The sequence below is a fragment of the Mesorhizobium sp. M0496 genome (genome assembly GCF_040321205.1).
Lineage (GTDB): Bacteria > Pseudomonadota > Alphaproteobacteria > Rhizobiales > Rhizobiaceae > Mesorhizobium.
Window position 1 is genome coordinate 124,751 of the sequence record NZ_JAMYRC010000002.1, and the last position, 12,868, is coordinate 137,618.

General features: G+C 62.1%; 15 protein-coding genes. 5 read left to right on the forward strand and 10 right to left on the reverse strand.

Translation table 11 applies throughout. The annotated features are described in order from the left end of the window. Positions 1-4 precede the first annotated feature (4 nt). The gene (gene mnmA / locus NKI73_RS03750) at positions 5-1,195 is read right to left on the reverse strand and encodes a tRNA 2-thiouridine(34) synthase MnmA (RefSeq protein ID WP_352627518.1); all 1,191 of its coding nucleotides are present in this window, start codon (positions 1,193-1,195) and stop codon (positions 5-7) included. Between the two features lie 290 nt (positions 1,196-1,485). Between mnmA and sciP the strand changes: the two genes are divergently transcribed. Next, a complete protein-coding gene (sciP, locus tag NKI73_RS03755; RefSeq protein WP_013529904.1) occupies positions 1,486-1,761 on the forward strand; it encodes a CtrA inhibitor SciP in 276 nt (91 codons plus the stop codon). A 77-nt stretch (positions 1,762-1,838) separates the two neighbouring features. Here the strand turns inward: sciP and NKI73_RS03760 are convergent, their stop codons facing one another. Then, positions 1,839-2,765 carry an NADP-dependent oxidoreductase gene (locus tag NKI73_RS03760; RefSeq protein ID WP_352627519.1) on the reverse strand — a complete coding sequence of 309 codons (927 nt, stop codon included), beginning with the start codon at positions 2,763-2,765 and terminating at the stop codon, positions 1,839-1,841. A gap of 90 nt (positions 2,766-2,855) precedes the next feature. On the opposite strand from NKI73_RS03760, the gene NKI73_RS03765 reads away from it, so the two are divergent. After that, positions 2,856-3,254 carry a winged helix-turn-helix transcriptional regulator gene (locus NKI73_RS03765; protein ID WP_352627520.1) on the forward strand — a complete coding sequence of 133 codons (399 nt, stop codon included), beginning with the start codon at positions 2,856-2,858 and terminating at the stop codon, positions 3,252-3,254. Positions 3,255-3,341: 87 nt separating this feature from the next. Here NKI73_RS03765 and NKI73_RS03770 read toward each other — a convergent pair whose 3' ends face one another. Next, on the reverse strand, positions 3,342-3,719 hold the full coding sequence (locus tag NKI73_RS03770) for a flagellar export protein FliJ (RefSeq protein ID WP_013529907.1): 378 nt from the start codon (positions 3,717-3,719) through the stop codon (positions 3,342-3,344). A 452-nt stretch (positions 3,720-4,171) separates the two neighbouring features. Between NKI73_RS03770 and ctrA the strand changes: the two genes are divergently transcribed. Then, a complete protein-coding gene (gene ctrA, locus NKI73_RS03775) occupies positions 4,172-4,867 on the forward strand; it encodes a response regulator transcription factor CtrA (RefSeq protein WP_006203583.1) in 696 nt (231 codons plus the stop codon). Positions 4,868-5,065: 198 nt separating this feature from the next. On the opposite strand, the gene NKI73_RS03780 is transcribed toward ctrA, so the two are convergent. Both NKI73_RS03780 and chpT read right to left on the reverse strand, forming a co-directional pair. Beyond that, positions 5,066-5,434, reverse strand: a complete 369-nt coding sequence (locus NKI73_RS03780) for a response regulator transcription factor (RefSeq protein ID WP_352627521.1) — start codon at positions 5,432-5,434, stop codon at positions 5,066-5,068. 236 nt (positions 5,435-5,670) lie between these two features. Continuing rightward, positions 5,671-6,300: a histidine phosphotransferase ChpT gene (gene chpT, locus NKI73_RS03785; RefSeq protein WP_352627522.1), complete on the reverse strand. Its 630-nt coding sequence runs from the start codon at positions 6,298-6,300 to the stop codon at positions 5,671-5,673. A 389-nt stretch (positions 6,301-6,689) separates the two neighbouring features. On the opposite strand from chpT, the gene NKI73_RS03790 reads away from it, so the two are divergent. Together NKI73_RS03790 and NKI73_RS03795 are read left to right on the forward strand one after the other, a co-directional pair. Then, complete coding sequence (locus NKI73_RS03790; protein WP_352627713.1) at positions 6,690-7,226, forward strand: DUF1134 domain-containing protein; 537 nt, start codon at positions 6,690-6,692, stop codon at positions 7,224-7,226. A gap of 248 nt (positions 7,227-7,474) precedes the next feature. After that, complete coding sequence (locus NKI73_RS03795; protein WP_352627523.1) at positions 7,475-8,611, forward strand: coiled-coil domain-containing protein; 1,137 nt, start codon at positions 7,475-7,477, stop codon at positions 8,609-8,611. A 13-nt stretch (positions 8,612-8,624) separates the two neighbouring features. Here NKI73_RS03795 and NKI73_RS03800 read toward each other — a convergent pair whose 3' ends face one another. The 5 genes from NKI73_RS03800 to NKI73_RS03820 form a co-directional block, all read right to left on the reverse strand. Continuing rightward, the gene (locus NKI73_RS03800) at positions 8,625-9,428 is read right to left on the reverse strand and encodes a TrmH family RNA methyltransferase (protein ID WP_352627524.1); all 804 of its coding nucleotides are present in this window, start codon (positions 9,426-9,428) and stop codon (positions 8,625-8,627) included. Between the two features lie 166 nt (positions 9,429-9,594). Further along, positions 9,595-9,939, reverse strand: a complete 345-nt coding sequence (locus tag NKI73_RS03805; RefSeq protein ID WP_023760638.1) for an ArsR/SmtB family transcription factor — start codon at positions 9,937-9,939, stop codon at positions 9,595-9,597. Between the two features lie 155 nt (positions 9,940-10,094). Next, positions 10,095-10,874 (reverse strand): HugZ family pyridoxamine 5'-phosphate oxidase, encoded by a 780-nt coding sequence (locus tag NKI73_RS03810; protein ID WP_352627525.1) that lies wholly within the window; start codon positions 10,872-10,874, stop codon positions 10,095-10,097. Between the two features lie 35 nt (positions 10,875-10,909). After that, entirely contained in the window at positions 10,910-12,085 is a 1,176-nt protein-coding gene (locus NKI73_RS03815) for a CaiB/BaiF CoA transferase family protein (RefSeq protein ID WP_352627526.1), read from the reverse strand. 6 nt (positions 12,086-12,091) lie between these two features. Then, positions 12,092-12,853 (reverse strand): 3-hydroxyacyl-CoA dehydrogenase, encoded by a 762-nt coding sequence (locus tag NKI73_RS03820; protein WP_352627527.1) that lies wholly within the window; start codon positions 12,851-12,853, stop codon positions 12,092-12,094. Positions 12,854-12,868: the final 15 nt, after the last annotated feature.

The following is a 12,868-nucleotide window of genomic DNA, read 5'->3' on the forward strand; positions in this document are numbered from 1 at the left end:
GGTTTTATTCGGCGGGGACCTGCGCCGGCCCGGCGGCAAGCCGGGTCAGCATGGCCTCGGCCTCGGCGCCACGCTCCGAACGCTCGATGAAGCCGCCGCCGAACACACGGGCCTCGTTGCCGTCGTCGGAATAGAGCACGCAGGCCTGTCCCGGCGCGATGCCGGACTCGCCGTCGACCAGTTCCACCCATGTGGCGCCGGCACGATGATGCAGCACGGCCGGGCGCGGCGGTCGCGTCGAGCGAACCTTGGCAAACAGCTCCAGGCCGGCGGCGGGGACTTCTGTGAGCGGTTCGTCGCCAAGCCAGTTCATATTGCGCAGATAGATCTTGTGCGTCTCCAGCGCCTCGCGCGGGCCGACGACGACCCGTGCGCGGTCGGCGTCGAGATGGACGACGTAAAGCGGCTCGCCGGAAGCGATGCCGATGCCGCGGCGCTGGCCGATCGTGTAGCGCAGGATGCCCTCATGGCGGCCGAGGACGCGGCCGTCGATGTGGACGATGTCGCCCGGGTTGGCGGCGGTCGGCTTCAGCTTGGCGATGATGTCGGAATACTTGCCCTGCGGCACGAAGCAGATGTCCTGGCTGTCCTGCTTGGCGGCAACCGTCAGCCCCATCTCCTCGGCAATGGCGCGAACCTGCGGCTTCGACAGGCCACCGAGGGGAAAGCGCAGATAATCGATCTGCGCCTGCGTGGTGGCGAACAGGAAATAGCTCTGGTCGCGGTCGGCGTCGACCGGCCGGTAGAGCGCGCGGTGGGCACCGTTGGCGCCAGAGCGGATATAGTGGCCGGTGGCCAGCGCGTCGGCGCCAAGTTCCTTGGCCGTGGCCAGGAGATCGGCGAACTTCACCGTCTGGTTGCAGGAAACGCAAGGGATCGGTGTCTCGCCGGCGACATAGCTCTCGGCGAAGGGATCGATGACCGCCTTGCGGAAGCGCTCCTCATAGTCGAGCACATAATGAGGGATGCCGAGCGTCTCGGAGACGCGGCGGGCATCGTCGATGTCCTGCCCGGCGCAGCATGAGCCGGCCCGGTGCGTCGCCGCGCCATGATCGTAGAGTTGCAAGGTGACCCCGACGACATCATAGCCTTCGCGCTTCAGCAGGCCGGCGACGACCGATGAATCGACACCGCCCGACATGGCGACGACGATGCGGGTGTTTTCGGGACGTCCGGGGAGATCGAGACTGTTCATGGTGCTTTCGTTCTGCGCGGCGTCTCAATGCCAATGTCGAGAATATAGGTCAAGCTTTACGGTCGCGCCAGCGCACAGGGCGATTCACCCGGTTGCGGCCGATCCCGCTAGGAGATGCAATTTCCCCCGGCAAAATCAGGGTTCGCGGGCAGATGTTTCAAATGCCTGCGAAAAGACTAACGCGGCGTTCATGATCCTTACCTAGTCATTAGGGTCTGCTTAGGCAATTTTTAAAGCTGTGGCGGTAACGTGGCGGGGATTGGGTCTTTGAGTTTTTTGTAGAGAGTACGATGACCGATCTGGTTAGACCGAGAGTCAAATATGTTATCGGGCCTGACGGCAGCCCTCTTACGATTGCCGATCTGCCGCCGACGAATACACGTCGCTGGGTTATCCGGCGTAAGGCGGAGGTGGTTGCGGCAGTGCGCGGCGGGCTCCTGAGCCTGGACGAGGCTTGCCAACGCTACAAGCTCACCACCGAGGAATTCCTGTCCTGGCAGGCGTCGATCGACGAGTATGGCCTTGCCGGGCTGCGCACGACGCGCATCCAGCAATACCGTCACTGACAGTTGCGAATTTGAACGAAGGGCGCGGAATGTTCCGCGCCCTTCCGTTTCTGCTGCTGGCTGCTGCGGTCCCTGGTTCAGGCCGTAAGCGCCACTTTGCCGATCGGCTTGGTGGCCAGAAAGGCGTGGGCTGCCCCCGCCTGGTCGAGCGGGAATGTCCTGGCCACATGGACGGCGAGCTTTTTCGCGTCGATCAACTGGGCGAGTTCCAGCAGGCCCTCCCTGTCGGGCACGACGGACATACGCTCGACCCGGATATCGCGCGCACTGGCCTGCACTCTGGTGTCGTCGTTGACATCGAGCAATGACACCAGCACGCCGCCACGCTTGAGCACCTTCAGCGAGCGTTCGGCGTGGTCGCCGCCCATTGGATCCAGCACCAGATCGATGTCGCGAACATGGTCGGTAAAATCGCCCTTGGTGTAGTCGATGACCTCGTCGGCGCCGAGTTTGCGAACGAAATCGAGTTTTTGCGGGCTGGCGGTGGCGATGACGTAAGCACCGCGCGCCTTGGCGATCTGCACCGCCAAATGGCCGACGCCGCCGGCCCCCGCATGCACCAGCACGCGCTGGCCCGATTTCAGCCTGCCATGGCGGACCAGGCCTTGCCAGGCGGTGAGGCCTGCCAGCGGCAATGCGCCTGCCTGGATGTGGTCGGCGCCCTTCGGCTTCAGCGCGATTTCATCGGCCGGCACAGCGGCCAGTTCAGCGTAGGCCGCCGCCTGCTTGGGAAAGCGCGGCATGCCGAACACCTCGTCGCCGACGCGCAGGCTGGAAACACCGGCGCCCAGCGCCTCGACGGTTCCCGAGATGTCCCAGCCCAGGGTGAAGGGCGGCTCGCCGAGCAGCGGATAGTAGCCGGCGCGGACGGCACCATCGACCGGGTTGATGCCGGCTGCCTTGACACGGACCAGCACCTCGCCGGCCTTTGGCGTCGGATTGGGCTGGTCGGTGACGAAGAGAACGTCGGGTCCGCCGACGGAATTCTGGATAGCGGCGCGCATTGGGATATCTCCTGCTTGGTTGGCGTCACTATCATTTGGATAGTAATGGCTTCTTGTCTAGTATTTACCTTTATGATATATACGTACCCCATGGATAGTGATGACGACTGCGGTTTCGGCTATGATGCGTTCCGGCGAACGTGCCCATCGCACACCGTGCTGGAAATGCTGGCCAGCAAATGGGTCTATCTGGTGGTTTGCGCGCTGCGCAAAGGCCGGCTGCGCAATGGCGAGCTTGCGCGCAAGCTCGAAGGCATTACGCCGAAGATGCTGACGCAGACGCTACGTGTGCTCGAGCGTGACGGCCTGGTGCGTCGCGAGATATTCCCGGTCATTCCGCCGCGCGTCGAATATGAATTGACAGAACTCGGCCAGAACCTGGCTGGACTGCTTAGCCAGATCAGGTCATGGGCGGAGCAACACGCGCCGGACATCAAGGACGCCAGAGCGCGGGCGGTTGCCGAAAATGAAGGCGATTTGGCCGCCTAGGCGGCTTTCAGTTCTCTTGGCGACCTTCCCAGCCGAGATCAAGCGCCCGCCAGTTGGCAAGCGCCAGAGCCGCGTGCAGGCCGGGCTTCAGCCGATCATGGCGCTGCGGCCGCCGACTTCGGCTTCGCGGATCTTGGTGTCGCGCGATTCCAGCATTTCCGCCTTGGAAAGCTCCGCTTCAGCTTCGCCGAGTAATGATTCGGCAGCGCTTCGCTGTTGTGCGAGGTCGCTTTGCGAATTTCTGAGATTGTCGCGGCGCAAACGCGCCGCCTTGGCGAAGGTCGGATAGGCGAAATGGTTGATGTCGGTGATGCCGGCCTTCTTTTCTTCGGCGGTGATCTGAAGCTCCAGCTCGACGGCCATGCGTTCGAACTCGGCGATCATCATGTCGAGCTGCAGCAGCTGCCGCCGCTTCTCATTCACCTGAAACTGTTTCAGCCGAACGAGGTTTTCACGTGACTTCATGATTCGGTACTCCCGGAAACGCACACCCGCATCTATCGTCCAAACCACCTGGAAACGCCCAGGTCTCACCCGTGTCCACCGGCTTTCCCCGAACTATGGGAAACAAAACCCTAAAGTTTTTTGCCGGCGGTAACCATTCGTTTACGGGCATTGTTAATCATACGGGTCAGGACTTAAGGCCGGGTAAAAATTCCGGCCGCCGATGCGGAAGCGACGTCGATGAGTCCCTGGAGTCACTTAGTCCGGGTTATTAATGTGTTGCATTAGGAATTTGGTTCTAAGATTCGTTATTAGATTCAAGAGGGTGTAGAAAGGGGTTAAAAAATCTGGTACCGTCATGGACGGGAAATTAGATTTTGTTAACCATTCAATGGCAGCCTCTGCACAAGGCAACCACTGCTCCGGGTCCGGACGGGTCGTGAAATGGTCCGGCAGCAGAAAAGGGGAATGAAATGCGTGTTCTGCTGATAGAAGATGACAGTGCAACCGCACAAAGCATCGAGCTGATGCTGAAATCGGAAAGTTTCAACGTCTACACGACCGATCTCGGTGAAGAGGGCGTCGATCTAGGCAAGCTCTACGATTACGACATCATCCTTCTCGATCTCAACCTGCCTGACATGTCGGGCTACGAGGTTTTGAGAACGCTTCGCCTTTCCAAGGTCAAGACGCCGATCCTGATCCTCTCCGGCATGGCCGGCATCGAGGACAAGGTACGCGGCCTCGGCTTCGGCGCCGACGACTACATGACCAAGCCGTTCCACAAGGATGAGCTGGTTGCCCGCATTCACGCCATCGTGCGGCGCTCCAAGGGGCACGCCCAGTCGGTCATCACCACCGGCGACCTGGTGGTCAATCTCGATGCCAAGACCGTCGAGGTCGGCGGCCAGCGCGTGCACCTGACCGGCAAGGAATACCAGATGCTGGAACTGCTCTCGCTGCGCAAGGGCACGACGCTGACCAAGGAAATGTTCCTCAACCACCTCTATGGCGGCATGGACGAGCCTGAGCTGAAGATCATCGACGTCTTCATCTGCAAGCTGCGCAAGAAGCTCGATGCGGCATCCGGCGGCCAGAATTACATCGAGACGGTCTGGGGTCGCGGCTATGTGCTGCGCGAACCGGAAGACATCCGCGTCAGCGCCTGAGCGACGGACACGTCCGATCAAAAAGACCCGGCCCCGGCCGGGTTTTTGCATGATGGGCGGATAACTATTTGTTTTTACGCAATTCCTGACGGAAAACCGTCACACATTTTTCCAGGAATTGCTCCGGGTTTTGTTTTTATGCATGTCGGTGTCCCAAAACCGGGGCCACTTTCGGGCGACATGCATCTGGCCGCCGAATCAGGCGGCGATCTTCAAGGCGCGAAAACGCTCAAGCAGTTGCGGCCGGTTGAATGGCTTCAAGAGATAGCCCTGGGCGCCGGCGCGCTTGGCCCGCATGATCGAAGCGATATCGAGTTCGACCAGTGAAATCAGGATCTGCGGCTTTATCGGGCTCTCCATGGCGCGCACGCGACGGATGAGATCGACCGCCGGTACGTCCGGCAAGGCGCCATCGACGACGATGATGTCGGGCATGTCGGCGGCGCACATCTCCAGCGCGTCAAGGCCGCTGGCGGCCTCGATGACAACCATGTCGGAACCGCCCAGGATGCGTTTTGCAACCTTCCTGATGACGCTTGAATCGTCGACGAACATGCAGCGTTTCATTTCCGGGTCCTCTTTGCCGTCTGGCAATCCGGTAGCGTCGGGGCATCCAAACGCACCATAGGCCAATCTGGTAAAGAAGCCGAAAAGGCGTTAGGTAAAATTTTTGCAAAGATGGCGGCTGCCAGTTTTTATTCGCGAATGCTTCAATGCCGCCTAGGCAATTAAACGCATTTCATGTCGATGAGCCGGAATTACAGGTTTCGATGTGAAAATACTTTGACTTCTCGACTGCGCGATCAGGCTGCCGCAAACACGATTTCTTCCGGCGTCGCGTGGATCGATATCGTCATGCCGGCTTCGCGCGCCAGAAGCAGCGTGTAGTAGGGTTGCACGGAATGCGCGTCGATCGGTTCCTCCGGCTTGTGGCCGGAATGCAGTTCGAGGAATTTCGGCGGCACACGCAGCATCGGGCCAGCCGCCGCGAGTGCGAAGCGCGGCTCGGTCTCGAGGTTTTCCAGCGTCACGGAAAGTTTGCCGCCGCGCGGAATGGCGGCGTTGGCGACCAGGATCAGGTTGAGCAGCAGCTTGACCTTGTTCTTGGGCAGCAGCGCACGGGTCCCGTTCCAGGTCAGTTCCGGCTTTTCGTTCTTGAGGAAGGCGATGGCGACCGCTTCGGCATCGCCGGTATCGATCAGCATGCCGGCCGAGCCGGCGGCGCCGAAGGCGATGCGGGCGAACTGCAGGCGGGCCGAAGCGTTGCGGGCGCTCTGACGGATCAGCTTCATGGCATCTTCGTCGGCGCCGCCTTCATCGAGCAGTTCGAGCCCGTTGTTGATCGCGCCGACCGGCGAGATGATGTCGTGGCAGACCCGGCTGCACAAAAGCGCCGCTAGGTCGGGCGCGGAAAGGGTGAACAGATCGGCCATCGGCGAAAATCCCTGCAAAATCTTACAACTCATGGCCGAGCGATCGATCGTCGCCTGCCCACACGAATCACGCTCTCTCCTCGAGCTTTCTGAATACACAGCGCCCGTGCGTGCAGCAACAAATCCAAATTGTGGTTATGGCAAATGGCGTGTTCACGCAGGCTGCCGACCCCACTTAAGCGACCTCAAACAGCCTTTGAACCGCCATGTTCATGTGGGAGCTTAATGGTTGAAAAAGGATTACGGCATAGTTTGCCCGTAACAGTTACCCTTAACGGCCGGCTAAAAGAGCCGTACGGGGTGCGAGGCGTCGGCGAAGGTGCTCCCTGACGGAGATTGGAAGCATGTTTTCCCGATACTACGACCGGAGCTTTCTCCGCGTCTTCTCAATGGCGATCACGCTCCTGGGCGTTCTCGTCTTCTCAACTTCAGCCCTGCGGGCCCAGGAATACACCGCTCAGGAGATTGTCGATTCCGGTCACAAGTTTTTCGGCGCGACATCAGGCGGGCTCGCCACGGTCGTCGAGAAGATTTTTGCTTCCTACGGCCTGCCCAACGGCTATCTGCTGGGCGAAGAGGGCTCGGGCGCGCTGATCGGCGGGCTGACCTACGGCGAAGGCACGCTCTACACCAAGAATGCCGGCGATCACAAAGTGTTCTGGCAAGGCCCGTCGCTCGGCTGGGATTTCGGCGGCGAAGGGTCGCGGGTGATGATGCTGGTCTACAATCTCGACGATGTGGGCAGCCTCTATAACCGCTATGGCGGCGTCGCCGGTTCGGCTTATGTGGTGGCAGGCGTCGGCTTCAACGTGCTGAAGAACAACAATGTGGTTTTGGTGCCGATCCGTACCGGCGTCGGTGCCCGGCTCGGCGTCAATCTCGGTTATCTGAAGCTTACCGAGCGCGCCACGTGGAACCCGTTCTGAGCTAATTCCTTGGCTTTGTGCATATCGTTCTCCCAAAACCGGGGTTACTTTGGACGACGTGCGTTAAACCCGTCACGTTGCGGCAGACCCTTGCCGCAACGCTGGATTTCCGCCATGTCAACCTGGCGCAGTCAAAAGCGCTCGATGCGCTTTGGTTTTATCTTGTTGCAGTCGTTGTCCCAAAATCGGTTCCCACTTTTGGGCGACATGCATTAGTTTGATGGTTGCCGTCCACAACGGGTAGTCACTTGGTCCAATCGGTCCTGTTCTTCGTCCTAGGCTTTCTCTGCGCCGGCTTTCTGGCGCTTATGGTGGCTCCGGCCATATGGCGTCGTGCCGTCACCCTGACGCGCCGACGTATCGAAGCCTCGATCCCTCTGACGCAAACCGAGATCCAGGCGGACAAGGATCGCGTCCGCGCCGAGTACGCCATGTCGACACGTCGCCTGGAAATCAGCGTCAAGGCGTTGCGCGAGAAGGCGGCCGAACAACTCGTCGAGATCAGTCGCGGCCACGAGGCCCTGAAGGGGCTGGCGGTCGAGCGCATGGACAAGAACCATGCGCTGACCGAACTTGGCGCCAAGAACGAAGCGTTGCGTCAACGCGAGGGCGAGTTGCAGCAGCTTTCGGAGCGTCTCAAGGAAACCGAACGCAAGCTGGAAAAGCGCGCGCTCGAGCTGGAAAAGCTGGAGCGCATGTATGACGATGCCAGTTTCTCCTCCAGCAGCCGGCAGATCGAGCTTGTCGCGCGCGAATCCGAGATGCAGAAGCTTGCCAGTGACATTGCGCTGCTGCGCGGCCAGCGCAAGGAGGCGGACAGGCGCGGCCAGGAGATCGCGGCCGAAAGCAAGGCAGCGCGCGAAGCCCTGAAAACCGAGAAGAAAAAGACCGCCGAGCTCGACAAGAAGGTCGAACGGCTGCTGGCGACACTTGCCGACCGCGAGGACAAGCTAGACCGCCGCGAAAAGGAGCTGGCGCGCATGCGCGAAGAATCAAAAGCCGAAGACAGCGCACCGGCCTTGCGGCTGGTCGGCAAGGGCGGCGACGTCGCCAGGAGCGATGAGCTCGACAAGGCAATCGCCAAGCTCGACAGCGACCGTGAGCGGCTCGAGGCCAGGCTGACGGCACTGGCACGCGAGAACAAGCGGCTGAAGGCGGATCTCACCGCGCTGGCCGCGTCCAATCCCGCAGACGGCAGTTCCGCCTTGCGCGAGCAGATGAACGAGCTGGCGGCGGAGGTCGTCCATCTGACGGCCAAGCTCGAGGGGCCTGGTTCGCCGATCGCCAAGGCACTGGCAGTGCCGTCGGATGCACGCTCCGGCAACGGTGACCGCAGTCTTGCCGACCGCGTGCGGGCACTGCAGAAGGCTGACGCGTCAAGCTGATATCGGGCTGAAATCAGGTTTCTTTTGCCGAGAAATGATGCAGCGCGATGGCTGATGCGGCCGCGACGTTCAGGCTGTCTAAACCTTCCGACATGGTGATCCGCACGGTGTGCAAGCGCGCGAGCAGGCTGTCCGGCAAACCTTCGCCCTCAGTACCGAGATAGAGCGCCAGGCGTTCGCTGCGCTGCGCATCGCGTATGTCGGTCTGCCCGCGTGGCGTCAGTGCGAATTGTTCGAAGTCCCGCCGGGCGAGCATTGCCGTGAAGCCGGCGGCGTCGGTGAACGACGCGAAAGGGATCTTGAGCGCTGCGCCGACTGAAACGCGGATCGCCTTGCGGTAGAGCGGATCGCAGCATGTCGCATCCAGCAGTATCGCGTCGGCACCAAAGGCGGCGGCGTTGCGGAAGATCGAACCCATATTGTCATGATTGGCGATGCCGACGAGCACCACGATCAGCGCCCTGGCCGGCAAGGCATCCAGCAGGGCCTCGGCGGACTCCGGCGTCCCCTTGCGGCCGATGGCCAGAATGCCGCGATGCATGTGAAACCCGGCGATTGCGTCCATCACCGCGCTTGGGGCGACATAGACCGGAAGTGCGGCCGGCGCCTTGCGCAGGATGCCCTCGAGGCCGGCCAGCCGGTTCTCCAGAACCAGTACCGATTCGGCGCCAAAGCGCCCAGTCGAGAGCAGCAGGTCCAGGACCACCTTGCCTTCGGCGACGAAGCGGCCTTGCCGGCCGGCGAGATCGCGTTCGCGGATGTCGAGATAGGCAGCGACGCGCGGATCTTGCGGGTCGTCGATGCGAATGGGATCCATGCGTTCCTCGCGGCCATCGCATCGACCCGAAAATCCGGGCCGATCTCCCGGCGCTCACCGTTGGTTCGGAAAGCACGATGCGACAATTCGGGACGGTCAGCCAGCTCCATGCGCCCGGATGGGCGCATGTCGCTCTGAAATCGCCAGCGAGGGGGCTACAGGACGGTCAGGTTCCGGCACGGCGCAAACGGTGCGCCATCTGGGACAGGTCATCCTTGCCGCTGCCGAAAATGCCGTCCAGCATGACAAGCAGTTCGCGCACGGCGTCGGATTTGCAGGAATAGTAAATCATCTGCCGGTCACGGCGAGTGTCGACGAGGTCGAGCGCACGCAACTTGGCCAGATGCTGGGATAGTGCCGATTGACTGAGCATCACCTTCTCGGCGATGGCGCCGACCGACATTTCACCGTCGGCGAGGTAGCTCATGATCAACAGCCGTTTCTCATTGCCCATCAGCATGAGAAATTCGGCCGCAGATTCGGCGTTGACGATTAGCTTTGTCGAGACCATTGATGCCCCATGCTTCTTGTTCATCCCGACGCCATGGGGGCAATGGCGTCTGATTCCATAAACTCACTTGTGAACCGGCGCTGGCGATTCAGCGCCACCGCCAAAAGGTAGAGCATTTCATTAAAATCTCAAGTGTTGCTTTTGATCAAACATAATTAAGTCCAGTCGCCGGCGTCGACCGAGGCCCGGCCGCTCCTGGCCATCTCGACCAGAACGTGCCGCAATTCACGCGCTGCCGCCAGGGGTTGTGGGAAGAAAACCCGGCAAGTGTCGTCACCCGATACCAGATCCATGCCATCGGCATCGAATCCGGCAACGGTCCAGCCGTTGCCGGATGCTGTCGCGAAATGCCGTGCATACACGGCGAGCGCGTCGAGGTGATCGGCGTTCATGTGGTCGATGGCGGATTGTTCGCTCGCCGCCAGTTCCTCGACGATCGGCCCGCTGGTGAGCAAATCCGATTGATCGAGATGATAGGCCTTGCCGAAACCGCCGTTGAGGCTGGCGCGTTGCGGCTCGAGGCGAAAGATCGAAAAGTCGCCAAGACCGGCGTAAAGTTTCGCCTTGGGATTGCGGTTGAGGTAACGGCGCTCGGCGCGGGCGTGTTCGATTGATCCGCGCTCTAGCCGTACCGCCCGGCAGACCAGTGTCAGGCGCGGGTGTGCCAGCGGATCGCCTTTGCCGGGTTCGCCAAGCAACAGGGAGCAGCGCGGATCGGCAAGCAGGGCGCCGGTGTGCGCCGAGAGCATCGACACCAGGATCAGCGGCGCGCCATCGATGTCGGTCGCCACGCCGACCCTGCTGGCCAGCGGCGAGCCGGTTTGCGGTTCGATCACCGCCAGCGCGCCAAAACGCGCGTTGCGCAGAAGCGTCTTGGCCAGCCGGATCGCCTCGGCGTCGGTCTCGCGGATCACGTCCTTCTTCGGCTCGTCCAAGGCATCACCGCAATAAGTGGATTTTCTTTCTCCAATTATCTGTCGAACAAACCGGATTTGACAAGGTCGTCGATCTCGTTTTTCGAAAACCCGAAACGCGCCAGCACCGTCGATGGGGCGAGATCGCCGTTGGCCGGCTTGCTCGCCGGTGTCGGCTGCGAGCCGGAGAAACGCGGCGCTGGGGCAGGGCGCTCAAGTGCGCCCGCCGTCACGAAGGCGTTGCGCGCCCGATTGTGCGGGTGCTGCTTCGCCTCATACAGCGACAGGACAGGGGCGACGCAGGCATCGGTTTGGGCAAACAGTTGGTCCCAGTCGTCGCGTGATTTCTGCCGGACCCGATCGGCAATGGCCGCGCGCATCGGCGGCCACAGCGCCTTGTCATACTGGCCGAGTACAAAATGTTCATCGAGCGGCAGCAGTCTGGCGAATTCGGCGAAGAATTGCGGTTCGAGGCAGCCGATGGCGATATGGCGTCCGTCTGATGTCTCATAGGTGTCGTAGAAGGGGGCGCCGGAATCGAGCAGGTTCGCGCCGCGCTTTTCGCTCCACAACCCCGCCGCCATGAAGGCGTGCAGGGGCGCCGCCAGCATCGAGGCGCCTTCGACCATCGCGGCGTCGACGACCTCGCCCTTGCCGGTGCGCGAGCGTTGGAGCAGGGCGGCCAGCGTGCCGGCAACCAGCATCATGGCGCCACCGCCATAGTCGGCGACGAGGTTGAGCGGCGGGACAGGGCGGCCGTCGGCGTGGCCGATGGCGTGCAGCACGCCGCAATAGGCCAGGTAGGTGATGTCGTGGCCGGCGCGACCGGCGAGCGGGCCGTCCTGGCCGAAGCCGGTCATGCGGCCGTAGATCAGCGCGGGATTGCGCGCCAGCACCGCTTCCGGGCCGAGGCCAAGCCGTTCCATGACACCGGGGCGATACCCTTCGAGCAACATGTCCGCCTTCTCGGCAAGGCGCAGCACCAGATCGGCGCCTTCCCGGCGCTTCAGGTCGAGACGCAGGATGGCGCGGCCGTGGCGGTCGATGTTGTACTCGTCCGGCAGCGACGGGAGGGGCTGGCTCGTCCCCTTCCGCTCGATGCGCAGCACTTCGGCGCCCATCTCCGAAAGCATCAGGCCGGCCAGCGGGACGGGGCCGAGCCCGGCCATCTCGATCACCTTCAGCCCGGCAAGCGGGCCGGTCCTGCCGGGAGCGGACGGGCCGGTGCTCATATCCGTCTATTTCGGCGCCATGCGGATGGCGCCATCGAGACGGATGGTCTCGCCGTTCAGCATCTGGTTTTCGATGATGTGCAGGGCGAGCGCGGCATATTCGGATGGTTCGCCCAGGCGCGAGGGAAAGGGCACGGCGGCGCCCAGCGAATCCTGCACCTCTTGCGGCATGCCGGCCATCATCGGCGTCTTGAAGATGCCGGGCGCGATGGTGCAGACGCGGATGCCGGAACGGGCGAGGTCGCGCGCCACCGGCAGCGTCATGCCGACGACGCCGCCCTTGGAGGCCGCATAGGCAGCCTGGCCGATCTGGCCGTCATAGGCGGCAACCGAAGCGGTGTTGACGATGACGCCGCGCTCGCCGCCTTGCAGCGGCTCGAGCTTTGACGCGCGCTCGGCGACGAGGCGGATCATGTTGAACGTACCGATCAGATTGACCTCGATCACCTTGCGGTACTGATCGAGGGGATGGGGACCATCCTTGCCGATCGTCTTCACCCCAATGGCGATGCCAGCGCAATTGACCAGGATCCGCGGCTCGCCAAGCTTGTCGGCGACGTCGGCGAGTGCAGCGGTCCCACTGTCGGCGCTGCTGACGTCGCACTGGACGGCAATGCCGCCGATCTCGGCCGCGACCTTGGCCGCGCGATCGATGCCGACGTCGAAGATCGCGACGCGGGCGCCCTTGGCGGCCAGCGCGCGTGCCGTTGCCTCGCCGAGACCGGAGCCGCCGCCGGTAACGATCGCGATCTGGCCGTTCGGGTTCATGGCGTCATCCTTCAA